The sequence below is a fragment of the Parabacteroides sp. KHUB-03 genome, assembly GCF_056640975.1.
In genome coordinates, this window is record NZ_CM153257.1 from 3,321,787 (window position 1) to 3,342,535 (window position 20,749).

Here is a 20,749-nt window from a genome sequence, read left to right on the forward strand (position 1 = left end):
CTGAAATTTCCAATTATTTACGTATATTTAGCGTCCATAAACGATCAAAAGAGAATCATAAATGAGAGTTTTATACGGAATCATTATTAGCCTGCTCTGTGCATTTACAGCCTATTCCCAAGCTGTAAAGCAAACATCCCTGAAAACAAAAGACTTTCAGAACTGGATGTCGAAACTTGCGGATAACACCCGCCTATGCCTGATTTCCATACCGGGAAGTCACGACAGCGGAGCCTGTCGCAATGGCGGCATTTTACTTCAAACACAAGATATAGACATTGCCTCTCAATTAGCAGAAGGAATACGTTGCTTTGATATCCGGTTGCAGGCTATGGAAGACGGCAAACTAGGCGTTTATCACGGACCTGCATTTCAGGATATTTATTGGGAAGAAAACGTTCTGGCAGACTTTATCCGTTTTCTACAAAAGAACCCTTCCGAAACTTTGATCGTATCGCTTAAAAAAGAAAATGGGAAAATATCCGATTATGCCCGGTCTTTATCTTCCACTTTAGAAAAACCGGAATATCAATCTTATTTCATTCAGGATTTTCGTCCGGACATTACGTTGGGAGAATGTCGTGGTAAAATTTTATTTATGCATCGCGACCATGCCATGAAGAACTATCCCGGAGTTGAATGCCTGGGATCGGTATGGGGAGACAACGCCACATTCAACATGTCTATGCGAGATAACAACGGGACAGAAGGACGTGCTATTGTAGAAGACGAATACCTTTATCCGTCAGATGAAAAAGCCGGCTATAAAACGCAAGTATGTATAGACAATATCAATAAAAGAGCATCCGAACCTGCCAACTCTGACCTTTGGGCTATTACTTTCGTAAGTGCAACTGCTGTTCCGGTCTCTGGCCCGATACATTTTGCCGAAAAAGTAAATGAACCTGTAGCCAAACATATCCGGAGGTTAGGGAAAAGCAGTTGTGGCATCGTTTTAATAGATTTTGCAGGTTCTGCAAAAGGGAAAATGGTAACGGAAGCACTTATTCAAAGCAATATGTAAATAAATGTACGAATATTGATTATATAAGAACAATTCAGCCTCACTATTTTTTATTAAATCGCAGATGTTAAAAAAATAGGAGATGAAGCAACAATTATCGATATTTTTTATTGGTGTTATATTATTTTCATGTGTCCGGTCCGGCTTTGCCAGAAACGGCTTAAAGGCAAACGACAATCATTATGCGCAGAAAGATTCAGCTGAACGCCGTTCTCTTATCAAAAAAGTATTAGATTATTTCGAAGATTCCAATAAAAACACAAAAAACAAACCGTTTGACTTCAGTATCATCGGCGGTCCCCATTATTCAAGTGATACCAAAGTAGGCATCGGGCTTGTCGCCGCAGGACTTTACCGTATGGACAGGAGAGATACTCTTCTTCCCCCCTCCAATGTCTCATTATACGGCGATGTTTCGACCGTAGGTTTCTTTCTTTTAGGAATACGGGGGAATAATTTATTCCCGCAAAATAAATACAGGTTAAACTATAACCTTTACTTTTATTCTTTCCCCAGCAAATTCTGGGGTATTGGATATGACAACGGTAATAACAACGACAACGAGAGTAAATACAAACGTTTTCAAGCACAGGTAAAAACAGATTTTTTATTCCGTCTTGCAACAAATTTATACCTTGGTCCAAGCATAAGTTTTGATTATGTACATGGTATGGATTTCAGAAAACCGGAATTACTGGAAGGAATGGCAATGACGACTTCCAATCTTACGGGAGGTATCATATTGTCTTATGACTCGAGAGATATGCTTACGAATGCAACAAGAGGATATTATCTAAAAGCAGAACAAAAATTCAGTCCCGCTTTTTTAGGAAACAAATATGCATTCAGTGCCACAGATATCCGCACCAGCATCTACCATACAGTATGGAAAGGAGGCATTTTAGCCGGAGAATTCCACTCTTTATTTAATTATGGGAATCCGCCTTGGGGATTAATGGCTATATTAGGCAGTTCGTATGCCATGCGGGGTTATTACGAAGGTCGTTATCGTGACAAAAATATAATGGAGATACAAGTTGAATTACGCCAGCATATATGGAGAAGAAACGGAGTTGTCGTATGGGTTGGTGCCGGCAATATATTCCATCAATTTGACGAATTACAATTTAAACATACTTTGCCGAATTATGGTTTTGGTTATAGATGGGAGTTTAAAAGAGGTGTAAACGTACGGCTGGATTTAGGATTTGGAAAAAATCAAACCGGATTTATATTTAATATCAATGAAGCATTTTAAGAATATATACCATGCTGTTTTTGATCAGCAAGTTCTATTTTTCTTTTTTTTATTTGTACTGATAGTACCCAATATATTCTTTCTGTTTACAGAAAAAATGTCTTTCCTTGCTAATTTATGCAATATATTGGTACCACTATCTTTCTATTGGTTCCTGATGTCTTTATCCGCCAAACCGGGGAAAGTGCTTTGGATATTATTTCCTTTTATATTCTTCGGGGCATTCCAATTAGTACTTTTGTATTTATTCGGCGAATCGATTATAGCCGTAGATATGTTCCTGAATCTGGCAACAACAAACTCCAGTGAAGCTATGGAATTATTAGACAATTTAACTCCTGCCATCATTGGTGTCTGCTTCCTATACTTACCAGCATTGGCTTTAGGGATTGCATCTATCTATCGGAAAGAAAAACTAACCGATAATTTTCTCCGCAAAGAAAAAACGGTTTCTTCTATTATTCTATCCACAGGTATTTTATTTACGCTTTTTACTTACCAGGTAGAGCCCGGATATAAGATACAAACAGACATGTTCCCCTTAAATGTTTGCTATAATGTCGGCTTAGCTATTCAACGCCAGCATAAACTCGAACTATACAAAACAACTTCTTCCGGCTTCACTTTTCAGGCAAAACCATCCCATGCCCAGGAAGAAAAAGAAATTTATGTTCTCGTCATAGGAGAGACATCAAGAGCCTTGAATTGGGGACTATATGGCTATGAACGCAATACAACCCCCCAACTTGCCCGGATAAACGGTCTGACAATTTTCAAAGATGCGCTGACACAATCAAACACCACCCATAAAAGTGTTCCCATATTGTTGTCGGCCGTATCTGCCGATAATTATGATTGCATATATAAACAAAAGGGTATCGTCACTGCTTTCAAAGAAGCAGGTTTTCATACTGCTTTTTTTTCAAACCAAAGGCCTAATCATTCATTTATCGACTTTTTCGGTGAAGAAGCCGACATATACGACTTCATTAAAGAAGACAGTCTGGATTCCAAATTCAACCCATCGGATGATGTGTTACTAGATATGGTTGAAAAAGAAATCTGGAAAAACTACAATAAACAATTCATTGTATTGCATACATATGGGTCACATTTCAATTACCAGGAGCGTTATCCTACTACTAAAGCGGCTTTTTTACCAGACCAGGTGGAAGGAGCAGAAGTCAAATACCGTACAAATCTCATAAATGCATACGACAATACGATTTGCTACACCGACGACTTTCTGTCCCGGCTCATAACAATACTGGATAACACACTGGCTTCGGCTGCAATGCTTTACACTTCCGATCACGGAGAAGACATTTTCGACGACAATCGGAATCTATTTCTCCATGCATCTCCCGTACCCAGTTATTATCAATTGCATGTACCTTATCTGATATGGATGTCCCAGCCTTATCTGGAAAATCATATTTCCTTATATAATACGGCAAAAGAAAACAGTTCAAAAGCCATATCCAGCAACTCGGTTTTTCATACTATGCTAGATATCGGAGGAATAAATACGCCTTATAAAAATGACTCGTTATCAGTAGTTAGCAAAGATTTTACAGAGCAAAAACGATTATACCTGAACGATCACAACCTTCCTATTTTACTGAAAGATATAAAGTTAAAAGAGACCGATTTTAATATGTTTCGTAAAATGGGGATTAAATATTAACTTTTGCATGCAAATAATTGCTTGTAAATGCTGTTATCACAAAATATTTAGCTTAATTTGTGACTTGATATAGGAAATATATCCTTTTCTTAAATAAGTGATTGTATATGAAGGACACCGTTGAGACTAATCTGCCTGTAGAAGAAACCGGCAAATTGGAAGAAGCTAAAGCTCCGGTTATCGGATCGGAAGAAACTCCGAATAATGTTGAAAACACAGTTTCGGAAGAAGAAGTTACTGCTGTCAGCAAGTTAACCAAAGAAGAAATTGTCAATAAACTAACAGAGTTAGTTGAAAAATCGGCAGAAACTTCCCGTAGCGAAGTAGAATCTTTGAAACAGACATATTATAAGATTCGCCGCAGCGAGGTGGACGAACTAAAGAAAGTTTTCCTTGAAAATGGGGGAGAAGAAAAGGATTTTGTAGCTCCTGAAGATGAAATAGAAAATCAAATCAAGAATTTACTGGCTACATATAAAGAAAAAAGGGCAGCTGTTCTTGCAGAAGAAGAACGTATAAAAGCAGAGAACTACACGCTTAAACTTCAACTGATTGATCAACTAAAAGCGTTAAGCGAAAGTCAGGAAGACTTCAACAAACTATATAACGACTTCAAGGATATTCAACAGAAATGGAAAGATATCAAAGCCGTTCCACAAGAGCATGTAAACGACTTGTGGAAAGAATATACAACTTACAGCGAAAAGTTCTACGATATTATAAAAATCAATAACCAGTTCCGTGACTACGACTTCAAAAAGAATCTTGAATTAAAGACAGCTCTTTGTGAGACGGTAGAAAAACTGGAAAATGAGCAGGATGTTATTTCAGCTTTCCACCAATTACAGAAACTGCACCAGCAATGGCGCGAAATTGGTCCGGTAGCGAAAGAGTTGCGCGAAGATTTATGGACTCGTTTTAAAAATGCATCTACAGTTATCAACAAACGCCACCAGGAACATTTTGAGAAACTGAAAGCAAAAGAACAGGAAAATCTGGAAGCTAAAACTGCAATCTGTGAAGAAATTGAAGCAATAGATTTCAGCACTTTGAAATCATTCAAAGACTGGGAGGGAAAAAACAAAGAAGTCATCGCCTTACAGGAAAAGTGGAAAACCATCGGTTTTGCACCAAAGAAATTCAATGTAAAGATTTTTGAACGTTTCCGCGCCGCTTGTGACATTTACTTTAATAAAAAGAGTGAATTTTACAAGGCCATCAAAGAGGAGATGGAAAAGAATCTCGAACTCAAAAAGGCATTATGTGAGAAGGTTGAAGCCTTAAAAGACAGCACAGATTGGAAAGAAACAACAGAGAAAATGATTGCATTACAGAAAGAATGGAAAACCATCGGTTCCGTAGCCCGCAAACATTCAGATACTATCTGGAAACGTTTTATTTCTGCTTGTGACTATTTCTTTGAACAAAAAAATAAAAATGTAGTCTCACAAAAGAGCATCGAACAAAATAACCTATCTGCAAAAAAAGCATTAATTGAAAAAATTAACAGCCTAAATGAAATAGACCCTGAGGAGGCTTTGGCAACATTGAAAGGTCTTATGTCCGAGTGGGGTTCCATAGGTTTCGTCCCATTCAAAGAAAAAGATAAAATATACAAAGAATATCACGAAGCTATAGACAAACAGTTTGACCGTCTGAAAGTAGACAAGAACGACCGTAAGATGCAAAACTTCCGCAGCAATCTGAATGATATGGCCAGCGGCGAACACAGCAAAGGCAAACTTTACGGAGAACGTGAAAAGCTAATGCGCATGTACGAACGCATGAAAAATGAACTGCAGACTTACGAAAACAACATCGGCTTCCTTAGTGTTTCATCAAAAGGTGGTGGCGGACTGTTGAAAGAGATGGAACGTAAGATCGAAAAGCTGAAGGAGGATATGGAGCTTACAATCAAAAAGATTGAAGCAATTGATGAAAATCTCGAATAAACCAAATTCAAAGACATAATAATTAATGAAGCCGTCCTCTCAACAAGACGGCTTCGTTATTTTATCTGCTATGACCAGAAAAATTCATTACTTTAATCCGGGCCATGAAACAGCCATACTTTTAGGAACAGAAAACTATACTCCGCCAGCCAATGTACAAAGAATGACAAAAGAGCTGGCTTTCTTGCCCGCATGGTATGCAAATCCGGAGGATTATGTACTAATAGATGAAATAAATTCTCTTCACTTTCTATCTTTACAACCCGAAGTATTTCATCCGTTTGCCACTCCTGTAATACCCAAAGAAATAAACAAATTTATTTCTTCTTCCGAAAAAACAGAAGCGGCTCCCTGGGGATTATCACCTCATAGCATCCAATTATTTGAAAAACTAAAAAAGAAATTTGCACTAAACATAGCTGTCCCAAGCTGGAAAGAAGAATACAAACGCTTGGCCGGACGGCAAACAGCAGCCGAATGCCTGGAGATGTTACGTAACTTATTACCAGGCATTTCAATTCCTTCTACCCCGGCATTTTGCACCCAAATTGATGAAATAAAAAAACACCTTACATTACACCATGCGCCCTTTATTCTGAAAACCCCATATTCTTCTTCCGGAAGAGGATTGCATTGGATAAACAGGCCTGAACTGACCGACAAAGACAAAGCCTGGATAAACGGGGCTTTCAACAAACAACGAACCATCAGTATAGAATACGGCCTGGATAAAGTACAAGATTTTGCTATGGAATTTTATTCCGATGGAAAAGGAACGGTAGAATACAAGGGTCTGTCTGTTTTCAACACAGAAGAGAAAGGTTCTTATTCCGGTAATATTTTACAGAATCAGGAAGACATGAGAGCCCTACTTTGTCGTTATTCGGACAAAGACAAGTTTCAACAAATTCAGAATGCTGTTTGTCTGGCATTACAAAAAATATATGGCAATATATACACGGGGTATTTAGGAGTTGATATGCTGGTATATAAAGAAAAGAACGGAAGTTATTCCATTCATCCCTGTATTGAAATCAATATGCGGTATACAATGGGAATGGTAGCCATCCGATTATTTGAAAAGTATATAGACTTCAAAAAGAAAGGTGATTTCTGTATTACCTACAACCATCAGATCGGTGAAGCATACGAAAACCATCATTTCATGGAAAAGGCTTATCCGCTAAAACTGGAAAACGGTAAGATTACAGAAGGTTATCTCTCCCTTTGTCCGGTTACAAAGGAAACCCGCTACAGGGCTTATATATTAATGACATAAATATCTATTGCCGGCATAATTGCTCTATTATCTCTATATCCTGTGGATATGCAGCTTGCAACTCTTTCTTCTTCGCCAATTCAAAGTCTGCATATTCAAAGCCGGGAGCCACAGCGCAACTTACCAAACTAAAACCATAAGGCTCTTTCAAACGAGCGGCAAACCATACTCCAGGCTCAATAGTTATCTGTAATTCCCCATCTTCCCTATCTGATAACTCGCGGACAACCAAACAACCTTGCTCAAACGAATAAATGAATAAAGGCTCTCCTTTATGGAAAAACCAGCTCTCGGGCGATTTAATACGGTGAAAAGCAGAAAAATCCTGACCTTCCAATAAATAATAAATTGTGGTAAGAACCCTTTTATCAGAAGGATACCCTTCAAGCGGTTTCCAACATTCAGGACGATATACCTCTCTACAATAACCTCCTTCCGGATGCGGAGTCATACCTAAACGTCCGATCCAATATTCGGCCAGCGTCTCATTTTCCATCATACCCATATTCATACCACAAACTATTTATCAGATTAATATAGTTCCTATAAAACATCCGTCAAAATTTGTTTAAATACCACCTCCCTGAAATTACGAGCTACCGGTATTTTATGTATTCCAATAAACAACTGGTTCCCTTCCAGACCTTCTACCATCAACTTATTCACTATATAGGAACGATGCGTTTGTAAAAACTGGACTCCAGGTAATGATTTCATGATTTTTTTCATGGAAGAGTGCACAGTAAACTTGCCGGAAGGTAAATAGATAACAATATAATTCTCCATTCCTTCAATAAAAAGGATGTCTTTCAAAAATACCTTGATCATCTGTTTGTCACTCTTTACAAACAAGTATTTATCAAGATTATTAGCCATATTCATCTCTTTTTGCAATATGTTGTAAACCTTGTTAACTGCTTTCAGAAACCGGTCGAACGAGATTGGCTTTAACAAATAATCTGTCACATCCAACTCATACCCCCGTAAAGCATATTGTTCGTAAGCAGATGTAATAATTACCTTCGGAGGATTTGCCAGTGTTGCCAAAAGATCCAGTCCGGAAAGGTAAGGCATCTCAATATCCAGCAAAAGCAAATCCGGCTGTTCCGTTTTCAATAACTTATCCAATTGAATAGCATCTTCGCATACACCGGTAAGTGTAAGAAAATCTACTTTCTCCACGTAAGAAACCAATCCTTTACGGGCCATTGGTTCATCATCGGTAATTACACACTTAACAGATTGCATCTTCTAACACAATAAACAATTTTACAACAAAAATATTATCTTCTTTACTAATTTCCAATGTATGTTTGCCAGGATATAACAGGGCAAGCCGCCTCCGCAGATTATCTAAACCGATACCGGCACGTTTACGAGTTTGGATAACAGAAGGCGGTATAGAGTTTGTTACACTAAAAAAGAGTCCGTTCTTTTCTTTTCGTGCAGTAATATCTATTTTATAATCACCTCCTACATATTTAAAAGCGTTCTCCAACAACGGTAATAATAGTAGAGGAGAGACTCTATACTTCTGCAAAGACGGATCAAAAAATGTATTCAGTTCCAGCCTCTCGTTTGCGCGGAGCTTCTGTAAGGCAATATAGGTATTCAAATAATCAAACTCTTGCTCCAATAACACTTTGTTATCTTCCGAATACAATTGATAACGCAGCAACTCCGACAACATTTCTATAGTACGCCGCGGCTCTTTATTCTTTTCATCTATCTGGAAATAAATCGTATTTAAAACATTAAACAGAAAATGAGGATGATATTGAGATTTCAAGAATTTCAGTTCCATTTCCAATTGGTCAGTTCTTATCTTTTCCAGTTGTAAAGTTTGCCGATGATAATCCGTTTCCAGCTGATTCGTACGAAGAATAATATAATAAATTAAAAAAAGTGGTATGTAAATCACATTGGCTACTACATAATCAGTAATAATATTCCCCATATATAAAACACCTAGCCGGTCACCTACAAACATTATCAAATTCATAACAACCAACAAGTTCAGTATTATCAGCATACATTCCGAAACAACAGATATTTTCAATTTCGGCCTTACCCGGGAAAGAAAATACCGACTGGCAAAATCAAAAGCGTAGCACATTACAATCGTAGTACATAAAGCAAATAGATGGTACTTCATAGGACCACTGCTCCACGGTATTTCATATCGCAACAAATCTGTGGTAAACCGAATACAGTTAAACATCACGACTCCAAGAAACAAAGGGGACAGAGCACGAAACAAAAACTTCATATATATTATTTTATTACAAATTTATCCTTTTACTTTCATCTATACTATTTTTTGAGCGACTCTCTTTTGCATTATATCCACTATTAAAACGGTAAGAAAATGAGATGCCGATAAGAGACTGGCTCTCGTGTTCTTTTACAGAGGCTTTCTGATCGGGTGTAACCACATCCATATTTCGATTGTACGTATTAAAAATATCTCTCGCATATAATTGTATGCTCCCTTTACCTTTCAGTATTTGCTTTTTGATACCCGCATCCATCTGCCAGACAGGAGCCATTAAAGCCTGTCCCGCAGCTATCTTGCTTCTATAAGAGACATTCAACTCGGCCGACCACCCTTTTCCAAAAGAAAACTGATTATTGAATCCTCCTACAAAAGCCAATCGTTTGCTTACTTGTTCCTCTCCGTCTACCAACCACCGAAAATGATTATAAATAGCAGATGCATTTACATTTATATCCCAGAAAGATGTAAACGGCAAATTAGAGGTACTGATACGCGGCCCCAAACTAAAAGCCGAAGAATAATTGGCCGGCGAAACCAGTATCCGGTTATCGTCCATCAACGAAAAGCTCTTTACTATTACATCATGAATGTGCGTAAAGAAAAAGCTTGCCTTAAACAACGTTTTATGAATATACGCAAACTCCAGGTTATTGGATAACTGGGGCTTTAACATAGTATTCCCTTGTTCATAAGTATAGTCGTCGAAGATGTAAATAAAAGGATTCAAGTCGCCGTAGTCAGGACGTACAATCCGCCGGCCATAAAATAAAGACAGACTACTTTCCCTAATGCTGAACAGCACTAACAGCGTAGGGAATACGTTTGTATAATGTTGTGTGAAAGAAGAGTCTCTTTGAACTGAGTTTCCCGATTGTTTTCCGGTAACCCGCGTGTTTTCTACCCGTAAACCGGCTTCTACATGTATCGGCTTGAAATCTGCTTTCAGCTGCAAATAGCCCGCATTAATGTTTTCTTCATACACAAAACAATTACTGATAGAAGTATTATAAATATACTCTCCATTTAGTACATCTGCATAATTTGCACTATTATCCAGTTTTACAAATGATGTCTTTGCACCTGCATCCAACGACCATTTATCGCCATGAGGTAAAGCCAGGTTCACTTGTCCTGTATACAGGTTTAATATCCCATTCATATGTCCTTGCAAAGAATCTCTTTTTTGTCGATCAAAAGTTGCATCATGAAATACGTCGTGCTGGAACTGATTATCATTATATTTAAAACGGAGGTAGTCAAAAGATGCATCCAACCTTTTTCCTTCCGAATCGAATTTATGAGTAAAATTTATTCCGACCGTCAGATTCGTAGTTTTCTTCCGGCTGTCATTCCATGTATACCGGGTTGAATCCGATTGCTCCCTTAAAGTTTTAAAATAGGAATCCATTGTCCCAACCCGGTGTTTATCATAATGATTACCATCAAAAGTGAAACCTAATGTACTACGATTTGTCAGATAATAATCAAGCCCTACACGATAATAGTGCATTTTGTTGAGGTCGCGCCGATAAGAATTCTGGTGCAGATTTAATCCGGTATCTTCACCTGTACGTGGATCAACAAACACACGGGCAATATTCATTTCATCATATTCTTGCCCCTGGTAGTAAGAATAAGTTGCAAACATATTAAACTTTTCATTCCGGTAATTCAGTGACGCACTACCATATCCGGTAGAATAACGCCCTTGAGTAAAGTTTCCGTTAAGCACGATATTCATTCCCCGGAGTTTGATCTTACGCGTATGAATGTCAATGACTCCCGAGTTACCGCTAGCGTCATAGCGTGAGGAAGGATGCGTAATAAGATCTATCTTTTCTGCTGTTGTAGCGGGTGTGGACTTCAATAGGTTTACCAGTTCCTGTCTGCTCAGATAGGTAGATTTGCCGTCCATCAAAATATTGATTCCGGATTGACCATTCAATATGATTGTCCCGTCATTATTCACAATCACACCAGGTAATCCGCGAAGGGCATCATACAGACTGCCCTGGTTACGAGCTACAGAAGCATCTAGCCGGAAAGTTGTTTTATCAGGCTGTATTTGTACTGACGGAAGTTTAGCTATTACAACTACTTCCTCAATCTTTTGGTCTGCAATTGTATCGGTTTGTGCCCACAACGAGCTTACCGAAAGATATATTATACTTAATAATAAAAGATAAACTTTACACATAGCACCTCTACTTTTGATTTTGATTCAAAAGTAGAGGTGCCACTTTCATTCTTCAAATAAATATGACGAATGGAATGGTTTTGTTGACTAATGGTTAAATCATCTACCCGGGAAGTGTCTCCTGTTTCAATTGTTCAACAAATTTATCTATCCGCTGCATTTCTTTAGGAATATCAATACCTTGCGGACAATGCTCGTTACACTGGTTGCACCCGGTACAGTGGTCTGCCTGGCGAAGTTTAGGTACACTACGATCATAACCAACCAAAAAGGCACGGCGAGCTTCCTTGTAGTTTGCATCTCCTTTACTTTGTGATACGTTACCTTCATTCACACATTTATTATAATGCAAAAGGACTGCCGGAATATCAATTGCATAAGGACAAGGCATGCAATATTTACAATCATTACACGGAATTGTAGGATATGCAATTATCAATTCTGCCATTTCCTCCAGAAAATCTTTATCGTCATCAGCCAGAGGTACAAGTGGAGCATATGTACGGATATTATCCTGTAAATGTTCCATATAAGTCATGCCACTTAACACCGTAAGAACATTCTCCGGCGAACCGGCAAAACGAAAAGCCCATGAAGCAACACTATCATCAGGACGACGTTGCTTTAGCCGTGTTATAATATGATCCGGCAAGTTGGAAAGCCTGCCCCCCAATAGTGGTTCCATAATAACAGCAGGGATTCCGCGTTTTTCAAGTTCTCCATATAAATATTCGGCATTGACATTTTGGGCAGTAGCATGCTTCCAATCGACATAATTCAATTGTATCTGCACAAAGTCCCATTTAACCGAATCATGCATGGCCAGGACCTGATCAAAAACGGTCACATCCCCGTGGAACGACCATCCGAGACGACGGATACGACCTGCCTCACGTTCTGCAATCAAAAAATCCAATATTCCATTGTCAATATAACGCCTGTTAAAAACCTCCATTCCACCACCACCAATAGCATGAAGCAGATAATAGTCAAAATAATCGGTTTGCAAATCTTCAAATGATTTCCGGTACATTGCTATAGAGTTCTCTCTTGATGAATTAGCAAAGTTGGATAATTTGGTAGCAATAAACAACTTCTCACGTGGATGCCGTTTCAGAGCAATACCCGTAGCCTTTTCCGACCAACCTTGTACATACACAGGAGATGTATCAAAATAATTCACACCATGTGCAATTGCATAATCCACCAATTCATTTACCGCATCCTGATCAATCAGATCACCATTGCCATCAGGAGAAGGTATTGTCGGCCAACGCATACATCCATACCCTAATAAAGAAACTTTATCTTCATTACCTGGCAGAACACGGTATGTCATCCGGTCTGTAGGAACAGCAAGAGAAGCATTTCCTACAGAACTTTTCTCCGGTTTAGAAGTACAACCATAAAGTGTAGCCGTTGTAGTAGCTGCAGTAAGTCCTACAATATTTAAAAATTCGCGACGATTTATGTTCTTATCTTGTTCTTTCATGTTGTTAGTCTTTATAAATAAATTATATAATCCGGTGAACCAAATGCCCCTCCACATAAATAGCAGGATATGGACGCGAAGGGCAAAGATTTTCGCAGGCGCCACAACCTATGCAACGCTCTGTATTAATAACCGGAATCTTATGTGAAGTTTTATCATCCTGATTAATTGCAATCATTTGGATTGCTTCTGTTGGACAATGACGTGCACAATTTCCGCACTCTACCCCATCTGTATTAACCACACAATATTCCTTTAACCATACGGCATGTCCAATCTGGATCGCTGATTTATCAGCTTTTGTTATCGGGCGTATGGCTCCAGCCGGACAAACTTCTGAACATTTGACACACTCAGGCCGGCAATAGCCGCGTTCATAAGACATTTCCGGTTGCATCAGAGTCATCAAGCTATCTGAAGGACTCAATACTTGATTCGGACAAACCGTAACACAAAGCTGGCATGCCACACAGTGCTGCGTCATATTACGAACGCTTAACGCCCCCGGAGGCGCAAGTGGTGTTTGACGCAGAGGAGCTTTCCGTTCTTTAATCGGCGCAAGTCCTCCATCCTTCTTCATCTCTACATTTTTTATCTTTTTCTCTTGTGCTTTCAAGGTACTCGCCATTGCCGTCAAGATTGTTGCAGATAAAGCTCTTCGGCGAGACAAGTTTATCGTCTGTTCCAACTTTTCGTCACTCTTCTTCCTCTCCATCCATACAGGCTTGTAAGTTATCGCTTCGCGCTGGCAATTATCTACACAATTCATACAAACCACACAACGGCTATTGTCTATTTTATGTTCTCTCGAATTGATACATGCCGCTTTACAGCGACGCGCACAAAGCCCACAATTATTACATTTATCCGTATCTATTGTAAAACGAAACAATGAGAAACGAGAAACAAAACCAAGTAGTGTCCCAACTGGGCATATGGTATTACAATACGTACGACCATTACGAAATGCCAATACGACAAGAATTAAGAATGTTACCAGAGCAATTACTAACGTCGACAAACTCTTCATCCAAACCTCTGTTTCATAAAATGCATAACTGTTTGCACGTTCCGCTAAATAAGCCAGCATATTATTGCCCCATAGCCAAAGCGGATTAAACAAATTATTAACAATCCGCCCGTAAGAACTATAAGGAGCCAATAATGCTACCGCCGAATTAAACCCCATTACCATTGCAAGGATAAACACCGCTAATACACCGTAACGCAACCATGACATCTCAGGCGAATATGAATACGGCAATCTCTTTCCTGCCTTTCCTATACGGGCTAATATATCCGAGAATACACCCAGAGGACAAATAACAGAACAGTAAATACGTCCAAACATGAATGTAAGAGCCAGCAGAAACAAAACAATTCCAACATTGAGAGCCAATAAAGCCGGAAGAAACTGTATCTTAGTCATCCAGCCAAACCATGCATGTATTGTTCCTGTAAAATCAAGAAACAGAAGAGTAATAATTGATATGAACGCAACAGCCAATATCAATCTGATTTTTCGTAGCATACTGTAGATATTATTTATTATTAATACAAAGATTACAGAACAAAATTAACAAAAAAAGAGCTTTTTCATTAAAACGAAAAATAAAGAATTTATCACGAAAAAGGAGACATCCTTCATCGGGCATCTCCTCTTTCTTGTGTGGTTTTTACATTTTAAAGTCACAAAATAATTTCTGATCTACATTTATATAATCTTAATTTTGGATAACTCAAAACAACCTAAAAAGAGTTATTATACATTATTCACCATCCAAGATTTAAACTCGGAAGCTTTATTTTTACTTATATAGACACGCTCCGGAACTTCTACATCCAATGTCACAAGAAGGCGGCTATCAAACCATATCGTTATATTCGTGACGCTATCCCTGTTAAGAATATATTGTTTATTTGCCCGGATAAAAGTTGCCGGACTCAATGTTGGCATTATTTGCTCCAATGTCTTGGAGTATGGATATTTGCTTCCGTCTCTTAAATATATATACGTGCTTTTATCTGACGTATAAAAAAAAGAAACTTCATTCAGATTTACTGGTAACAGCCTGTCTTTATATGGCACTAACAGTTTATCCTTATATTTACGTGCAGGAGCAAGCTGCGCCAATCTAGACAAATATTGGATGACATCAAGATGTGTCAATTTACTATATTTTTCCAAAGCATGCTTCACGTCTCCAACCTTCACAGGCTTCAGCAAATAATCTATACTATTCACCTTAAATGCTTCTATTGCATATCTGTCATAGGCTGTTGTAAAAACGACAGGGACTTCCAATTTTATTTTATCAAAAATAGTAAACGCTGAACCATCCGATAAATGAATATCCATAAATATTAAGTCCGGTAACAGATTAGACTGCAACCAGCAAACTGTTTGAGTAACACTCTCTGTATTGCCTGTTATTTCAATATCCGGTGCAACTTCCGAAAGAATACCTATTAAATTTTCGTAGGCCGCAGTTTCGTCTTCAACAATCAACACTCTCATATTCGCTGTTTTTAAAAGGCATATTATTTTAAAGGAAGATAAACACGAAACGTTTTCTCATCACACTCTACCCGTATTTGTTTGTTCATTAATAAACTAAAACGGTTCTCCAGATTTTTAAGTCCTGTACCATTCGTATCTGATTGAGAGAGCTTGGGATAAACAGGGTTTGACACTACCAGCTCATCATAATCATTCAGATAAATTGAGATCAACATTTTATGTTCGCTATCTATCATATTATGTACAACTATATTGTCTACCAGTGGAAGCAGTGAAAGAACAGGCAACATCAACATATCTTTTTTTTCTTGATTCACATTTATTGAAAAAGCAAGTTTATTCGCAAAACGAACCTCCATTACATATTGAAAAGATTGTATAAACTCCAACTCTTCCCTCAATATTACCAGACCTTTCCGGTCACTTTGGAGCAGATAGCGAAAAATATCAGACAATTGATGGACATACATCAGTGTGTGGTCATCGTTCTTTTTCCGAATTAACGACTGTATTCCATTCAATGAATTGAAAAAGAAGTGCGGATTAATCTGGTTCGCCAACGCATTACAACGGCTTTGCAGGTTTTCAAAACGAAGACGTTCAATCTCTTGCTCTTTTTCTCGCTGGCGAGAATACATCATTGATATATAACCGATAAAAGTACATAAAGTACATAAGGTAAAGAACTGGGAAATCAACGTGCTGCCTCTAAAATCCGTAAAGAAACCGAAAGAAGATATCCAAAATGAAACCGAAGCAAAAACCAGATATGCTACAAGAGAATAGATAAAATTACGGATAAACCTTTCTTTAAACTGGGCAGAAGGTATTTTCCTCAAATTATAGCGTATCAACCAATATATTAATCCCCAGAAGAAGAATATACGATAACTAAAATAGAGAAAAAAGACCATATAGCCAGACTCATTCAGCAAATCCAGCTGCCACGGAAGACAAGATATGTTTGGATATATAATGAATACTGTGCTAACTAAGCTAGCCCATGGAAGATTCCGGGTGATATATGCATCAAATGAGTCCATAACCATCTATTTTCTTACTTACAAAGAAAAACAAAATAATTTCTACTTACCTGCTTTAAATAAGCAAAACGAAAAAAGAAGGTATAATAACGAAAAGAAAATAATATTGCAAGCATAAAAAAGCCCCGTGTACAAATATACGGAGCTATGCACTTAAAAATTAGAACTTATGACAATTTTAGCGGTTATGCTTAATAAGGTTCATAAATTCCTCACGGGTTTTAGCTTGTTGAAAAAAACCGGTAAAGTCGGAAGTCGTAGTCAAAGAGTTCTGTTTTTCTACACCACGCATCTGCATACACATGTGCTGTGCTTCAATAACAACCATTACCCCTAAAGGATCGAGTGTTTTCTGAATACAGTCTTTAATCTGCATCGTAAGGCGTTCCTGTATTTGTAGACGACGGGCAAAAATATCTACTACACGAGGTATCTTGCTCAGGCCTGTAATATACTTTTTAGGAATATAAGCAATATGTGCTTTTCCAAAAAACGGAAGCATGTGATGTTCACAAAGAGAAAAGAAATCAATATCCTTAACGATAACCATTTGTTTATAGTCCTCTTCCTGAAACATTGCCGAACGAAGTACAGCTTCGGGATCCTCACTATAACCTTTAGTTAAAAACTGCATTGCTTTTGCTACGCGGAAAGGAGTTTTCAACAAGCCCTCACGCTTAGGGTCTTCTCCCAATAAACTAAGGATTGCGTTATAATGAACAGCTAATTCTCCCTGGACACGGGATTTTTCTTCTTCACTCTGTTTTAAAACCATCTCTTTTGTGTTATGCTTCGTATTAGTTCAACGGAATCTTAATTTCTTCTTTTACTATATACATCTCTTTTCCATATGAAGGAAATGCATCCATTAAAAGGCGCATCATGTGATAAGCTTCTTCATGTGAACGAAAATCCCCGACACGCAATTTCCAGAAAGGAGCATTATAAGTAACATAAGTAGGTACATCCGGAAACATTTCCTTAATTTCTTTCTCTTTACGGAATGCTTCATCTTTAGACTTTCTCTGGTTGTTACCGGAAAATACTTGTGTACGGAAACCTTGTATCTTCAGATAAGTTTCATTGTCTGTCTTCTCCACATTTGCTCCATGCATACGTGCACCAATCATGTTACGGATAGCGGAGGACTGATTTACTATTACCTGCCCTTTCCCATATCCGGATAATTGCAAATCATCGAATATAGTTGTAACAGGCCCGTCTAATGTCTGAGCAGAGATGCTTACTACACAAAACAGAAAAAATAAAAACGATATAATACAAGGAAATTTCTTCATCTGGACAAATGATATAGGGGCAACCTTCACCAGGCTGCCCTTATTTTATTTTGCTTAATTAAAATGCTTCGATAATAGGCATGAATTTATCAACAGCCAAAGAAGCGCCACCAATCAAACCGCCATCTACATTCGGTTTAGAGAACAATTCTTTTGCATTGCCTGCATTGCAACTACCACCATAAAGGATAGTGCAGTTGTCTGCAACTTCTTTACCATATTTAGCAGCCAACGTTGCACGGATATGAGCATGAATTTCTTCTGCCTGGTCAGACGTTGCAGTCTTACCTGTGCCAATAGCCCAAACCGGTTCGTAAGCCAAAACAATCTTGCCGAAGTCTTCAGCAGACAGATCAAACAAAGAACCTTTAATCTGAGCGTCTACCACTTCAAAATGTTTACCAGCTTCTCTTTCTTCCAATACTTCACCGATACAAAAAATAGGAGTCAAGCCATTAGCCAAAGCCAGATTTACTTTTGTCTTCAGGATTTCCGGAGTTTCGTGATAATAAGCACGTCTTTCAGAGTGGCCTAAAATAACATATTTTGCACCTGTAGAAGCCACCATAGCAGCAGAAACTTCGCCGGTATAAGCACCCGCAGCTTGGTCTGCGCAGTTTTCAGCAGCAACACCAATCTTATTTGTATCAATAACAGCTGCAACACTTGCCAAGTGAGTAAACGGAGTTCCGATAATTACATCGCAATTCGGAGTTTTGCCCTTCAATGCTTCGTTCAAACCTTTAGCCAATGCCAAACCTTCAGGAAGAGTAGTATTCATCTTCCAGTTTCCTGCAACAATATTCTTTCTCATAATTCTTATTATTTAATATATAATACAATAACTTATTTCTTTTCTGCCTCGTTTTTACCAGTTTTTTTCTTTCGGCGATTTCTCCCGAAATCATACATCCAAACGAGCAACAAAGGTACGGTAAAAGTTAATAGGTTGGTTAATAACAGACCATCTTCTTTAGCCACAGGCTCTTTTCCCAGCAGATAACCATCTATAACTTTTTTCAGATCTTCTTCTTGCGGAATATCGTTATAATGCCATTTTGCCAATACTGTACCTCCCTTTAGAAGCACTAAACCAGGATTAGAACGGATAATTGTTTTCAGCAATACTTCATCTGCCATGAGGAAGGGATATTCAGCTCCAGTATTATCACTCCATTCAGCTATAGCTGCCGGTGCAGAACCTGTCACACAGTAAAACGGAATATTGTTTTCCAAAGCATAATCGTAAAGATTATTTATTTCATCAATCCGTTCATCGCTCGCATGTTCCAGTTTAGGAGCTACCAACAGCAGCACTCCATCCTGATTATCCAATATTAGGTCTGTAACATCTTCGTCTTTGTCATTATAAATATTGAACGCTGCAACCGGAGGTATATATCCTTGCTTTATCAATTCTGTTTTTGAATCGACAAAAGTCCAGGTACTGTCATCTGCAGGAACATCATTTAATGAAAATTCCTGTTTTACACCATCTTTCTCATAAATGAATGAATAGCGATATTCGTCCTCCGGCGCACCTTCCGGTATAGACATCAAAGCCGGAATATTCGCTCCTACCTTATATGGACGAAAGTCCAAGATCGGAAGATGATTATAGTTATAATAGGCAAAACATACATTAAAAGCATAAGCAAACAAAGCTATAAACCAATATACTTTGTATGTATAACATTGCAATAATTTCTGATTATAAATAAATACAATTATCGCAGCAGCCAGAAGAAGAATATTTTTATAAAATGTCTGCCAGTTAGTTATAACCAACGCATCACCAAAACATCCGCAATCGGAAACCGGATTATAAAGTGCCAAATACAACGTCAACGGCGTCATAAACAGCATAAATACAAGCGTAAGGAAAGATGCATATCTGCGATATACCCCCAACAAAACACATACTCCCAAAGTAAACTCTGCAGCAGACAGATTAAAGGAGATTAATACGGAAAAAGATTGTAACTTGTCAAGCCCGAAAGAAGCAAGATATTCACCAATCTTGATAGCTCCTCCCATCGGGTCTACTGCCTTTACTGTTCCGGAAAAAATAAATACAAGTCCTATCAGTAAACGACAGCTCTCTGCAATGATTTTCAGTACTGTCTCTTTTCCTTTCATTGTTATTCCTCGCCGAATTCCAATTTAATCAAGCCAAACAAAGCATAATTCACCATATCCATATAATTGGCATCTACACCTTCAGACACTAATGTCTTGCCATCATGACTCTCTATCTGCTTTGTTCTGTAAATCTTCATAAGAATCAAATCTGTATAGGAACTGATACGCATACTACGCCATGCTTCATCATAATCATGATTTTTGGCATACATTAATTCTTTGGTTGCTGTGATGTATTTATCATATAACGCCAATGCCTCATCATTAGTTATATCCGTCGTATCAGAAAACCCCAGCCCCAACTGGATTAATCCAATTACACCGTAATTGACGATAGCTATAAACTCAGGACGAATACCTTCGTCAATCATGCTCACCCCTTTGGTTTCAAGACTTCGAATACGGTTTGCTTTAATAAATATCTGATCGGTAACCGACTGAGGGCGCATAATACGCCATGACGGACCATAGTCTTTCAACTTTTTCTCAAATAATTCCCGACATAGGAATATAACTTTATCGAACTGTTCCTTCGTTTCTGGCATAACCTATATAAATTATACGACAAAGATAGGGAT

Annotated in this window: 18 protein-coding genes; 5 read left to right on the forward strand and 13 right to left on the reverse strand. The window is 38.2% G+C overall.

Annotation, left to right across the window (positions count from 1 at the left end):
- The first annotated feature begins 61 nt into the window (after positions 1–61).
- The 5 genes from ACYIB7_RS14255 (at position 62) to ACYIB7_RS14275 (ending at position 7,200) form a co-directional block, all read left to right on the forward strand.
- A complete protein-coding gene (locus tag ACYIB7_RS14255; protein ID WP_480337534.1) occupies positions 62–1,024 on the forward strand; it encodes a phosphatidylinositol-specific phospholipase C in 963 nt (320 codons plus the stop codon).
- Between the two features lie 82 nt (positions 1,025–1,106).
- The gene (locus ACYIB7_RS14260; protein ID WP_103983928.1) at positions 1,107–2,282 is read left to right on the forward strand and encodes a BamA/TamA family outer membrane protein; all 1,176 of its coding nucleotides are present in this window, start codon (positions 1,107–1,109) and stop codon (positions 2,280–2,282) included.
- The gene (locus ACYIB7_RS14265) at positions 2,269–3,969 is read left to right on the forward strand and encodes a phosphoethanolamine transferase family protein (protein ID WP_480337537.1); all 1,701 of its coding nucleotides are present in this window, start codon (positions 2,269–2,271) and stop codon (positions 3,967–3,969) included. Before ACYIB7_RS14260 ends, ACYIB7_RS14265 begins: the two co-directional genes overlap by 14 nt.
- 107 nt (positions 3,970–4,076) lie before the next feature.
- Entirely contained in the window at positions 4,077–5,921 is a 1,845-nt protein-coding gene (locus tag ACYIB7_RS14270) for a DUF349 domain-containing protein (RefSeq protein ID WP_480337539.1), read from the forward strand.
- 25 nt (positions 5,922–5,946) lie between these two features.
- The gene (locus tag ACYIB7_RS14275; protein ID WP_394340852.1) at positions 5,947–7,200 is read left to right on the forward strand and encodes a hypothetical protein; all 1,254 of its coding nucleotides are present in this window, start codon (positions 5,947–5,949) and stop codon (positions 7,198–7,200) included.
- Positions 7,201–7,204: 4 nt separating this feature from the next.
- Here the strand turns inward: ACYIB7_RS14275 and ACYIB7_RS14280 are convergent, their stop codons facing one another.
- The 13 genes from ACYIB7_RS14280 to ACYIB7_RS14340 form a co-directional block, all read right to left on the reverse strand.
- A complete protein-coding gene (locus ACYIB7_RS14280) occupies positions 7,205–7,711 on the reverse strand; it encodes a cupin domain-containing protein (protein WP_234999368.1) in 507 nt (168 codons plus the stop codon).
- 32 nt (positions 7,712–7,743) lie between these two features.
- Positions 7,744–8,448 carry a LytR/AlgR family response regulator transcription factor gene (locus ACYIB7_RS14285; protein ID WP_103983931.1) on the reverse strand — a complete coding sequence of 235 codons (705 nt, stop codon included), beginning with the start codon at positions 8,446–8,448 and terminating at the stop codon, positions 7,744–7,746.
- Positions 8,435–9,469: a sensor histidine kinase gene (locus ACYIB7_RS14290; RefSeq protein ID WP_103983932.1), complete on the reverse strand. Its 1,035-nt coding sequence runs from the start codon at positions 9,467–9,469 to the stop codon at positions 8,435–8,437. Before ACYIB7_RS14290 ends, ACYIB7_RS14285 begins: the two co-directional genes overlap by 14 nt.
- Before the next feature lie 13 nt (positions 9,470–9,482).
- Positions 9,483–11,675 (reverse strand): outer membrane beta-barrel protein, encoded by a 2,193-nt coding sequence (locus tag ACYIB7_RS14295; protein ID WP_480337542.1) that lies wholly within the window; start codon positions 11,673–11,675, stop codon positions 9,483–9,485.
- Between the two features lie 103 nt (positions 11,676–11,778).
- Positions 11,779–13,167 (reverse strand): aldo/keto reductase, encoded by a 1,389-nt coding sequence (locus tag ACYIB7_RS14300; protein WP_103983934.1) that lies wholly within the window; start codon positions 13,165–13,167, stop codon positions 11,779–11,781.
- A gap of 22 nt (positions 13,168–13,189) precedes the next feature.
- Positions 13,190–14,698 (reverse strand): 4Fe-4S binding protein, encoded by a 1,509-nt coding sequence (locus ACYIB7_RS14305; protein WP_103983935.1) that lies wholly within the window; start codon positions 14,696–14,698, stop codon positions 13,190–13,192.
- 231 nt (positions 14,699–14,929) lie between these two features.
- The gene (locus ACYIB7_RS14310) at positions 14,930–15,685 is read right to left on the reverse strand and encodes a LytR/AlgR family response regulator transcription factor (RefSeq protein ID WP_103983936.1); all 756 of its coding nucleotides are present in this window, start codon (positions 15,683–15,685) and stop codon (positions 14,930–14,932) included.
- Positions 15,686–15,708: 23 nt separating this feature from the next.
- Positions 15,709–16,731: a sensor histidine kinase gene (locus tag ACYIB7_RS14315; RefSeq protein WP_103983937.1), complete on the reverse strand. Its 1,023-nt coding sequence runs from the start codon at positions 16,729–16,731 to the stop codon at positions 15,709–15,711.
- A gap of 178 nt (positions 16,732–16,909) precedes the next feature.
- Positions 16,910–17,506 carry a GTP cyclohydrolase I FolE gene (gene folE / locus ACYIB7_RS14320; protein WP_103983938.1) on the reverse strand — a complete coding sequence of 199 codons (597 nt, stop codon included), beginning with the start codon at positions 17,504–17,506 and terminating at the stop codon, positions 16,910–16,912.
- 22 nt (positions 17,507–17,528) lie between these two features.
- Positions 17,529–18,029 carry a cell division protein gene (locus tag ACYIB7_RS14325; protein ID WP_103983963.1) on the reverse strand — a complete coding sequence of 167 codons (501 nt, stop codon included), beginning with the start codon at positions 18,027–18,029 and terminating at the stop codon, positions 17,529–17,531.
- A gap of 58 nt (positions 18,030–18,087) precedes the next feature.
- Positions 18,088–18,843 (reverse strand): triose-phosphate isomerase, encoded by a 756-nt coding sequence (gene tpiA, locus ACYIB7_RS14330; protein ID WP_103983939.1) that lies wholly within the window; start codon positions 18,841–18,843, stop codon positions 18,088–18,090.
- A gap of 32 nt (positions 18,844–18,875) precedes the next feature.
- Positions 18,876–20,168: a BT_3928 family protein gene (locus ACYIB7_RS14335; RefSeq protein ID WP_480337545.1), complete on the reverse strand. Its 1,293-nt coding sequence runs from the start codon at positions 20,166–20,168 to the stop codon at positions 18,876–18,878.
- A 2-nt stretch (positions 20,169–20,170) separates the two neighbouring features.
- Positions 20,171–20,716, reverse strand: coding sequence for a DUF1599 domain-containing protein (locus ACYIB7_RS14340; RefSeq protein WP_099464579.1), 546 nt, complete (start codon positions 20,714–20,716; stop codon positions 20,171–20,173).
- Between the last annotated feature and the right edge of the window lie 33 nt (positions 20,717–20,749).

Coding starts and splice junctions, on each gene's coding strand:
- ACYIB7_RS14310 (WP_103983936.1), bottom strand. CDS start 15,685: ATGAGAGTGTTGATTGTTGAAGACGAAACTGCGGCCTACGAAAATTTA.
- ACYIB7_RS14315 (WP_103983937.1), bottom strand. CDS start 16,731: ATGGACTCATTTGATGCATATATCACCCGGAATCTTCCATGGGCTAGC.
- ACYIB7_RS14335 (WP_480337545.1), bottom strand. CDS start 20,168: ATGAAAGGAAAAGAGACAGTACTGAAAATCATTGCAGAGAGCTGTCGT.
- ACYIB7_RS14295 (WP_480337542.1), bottom strand. CDS start 11,675: ATGTGTAAAGTTTATCTTTTATTATTAAGTATAATATATCTTTCGGTA.
- folE (WP_103983938.1), bottom strand. CDS start 17,506: ATGGTTTTAAAACAGAGTGAAGAAGAAAAATCCCGTGTCCAGGGAGAA.
- ACYIB7_RS14325 (WP_103983963.1), bottom strand. CDS start 18,029: ATGAAGAAATTTCCTTGTATTATATCGTTTTTATTTTTTCTGTTTTGT.
- ACYIB7_RS14260 (WP_103983928.1), top strand. CDS start 1,107: ATGAAGCAACAATTATCGATATTTTTTATTGGTGTTATATTATTTTCA.
- ACYIB7_RS14275 (WP_394340852.1), top strand. CDS start 5,947: ATGAAGCCGTCCTCTCAACAAGACGGCTTCGTTATTTTATCTGCTATG.
- ACYIB7_RS14285 (WP_103983931.1), bottom strand. CDS start 8,448: ATGCAATCTGTTAAGTGTGTAATTACCGATGATGAACCAATGGCCCGT.
- ACYIB7_RS14255 (WP_480337534.1), top strand. CDS start 62: ATGAGAGTTTTATACGGAATCATTATTAGCCTGCTCTGTGCATTTACA.
- ACYIB7_RS14290 (WP_103983932.1), bottom strand. CDS start 9,469: ATGAAGTTTTTGTTTCGTGCTCTGTCCCCTTTGTTTCTTGGAGTCGTG.
- ACYIB7_RS14340 (WP_099464579.1), bottom strand. CDS start 20,716: ATGCCAGAAACGAAGGAACAGTTCGATAAAGTTATATTCCTATGTCGG.
- ACYIB7_RS14300 (WP_103983934.1), bottom strand. CDS start 13,167: ATGAAAGAACAAGATAAGAACATAAATCGTCGCGAATTTTTAAATATT.
- ACYIB7_RS14265 (WP_480337537.1), top strand. CDS start 2,269: ATGAAGCATTTTAAGAATATATACCATGCTGTTTTTGATCAGCAAGTT.
- ACYIB7_RS14305 (WP_103983935.1), bottom strand. CDS start 14,698: ATGCTACGAAAAATCAGATTGATATTGGCTGTTGCGTTCATATCAATT.
- tpiA (WP_103983939.1), bottom strand. CDS start 18,843: ATGAGAAAGAATATTGTTGCAGGAAACTGGAAGATGAATACTACTCTT.
- ACYIB7_RS14280 (WP_234999368.1), bottom strand. CDS start 7,711: ATGAATATGGGTATGATGGAAAATGAGACGCTGGCCGAATATTGGATC.
- ACYIB7_RS14270 (WP_480337539.1), top strand. CDS start 4,077: ATGAAGGACACCGTTGAGACTAATCTGCCTGTAGAAGAAACCGGCAAA.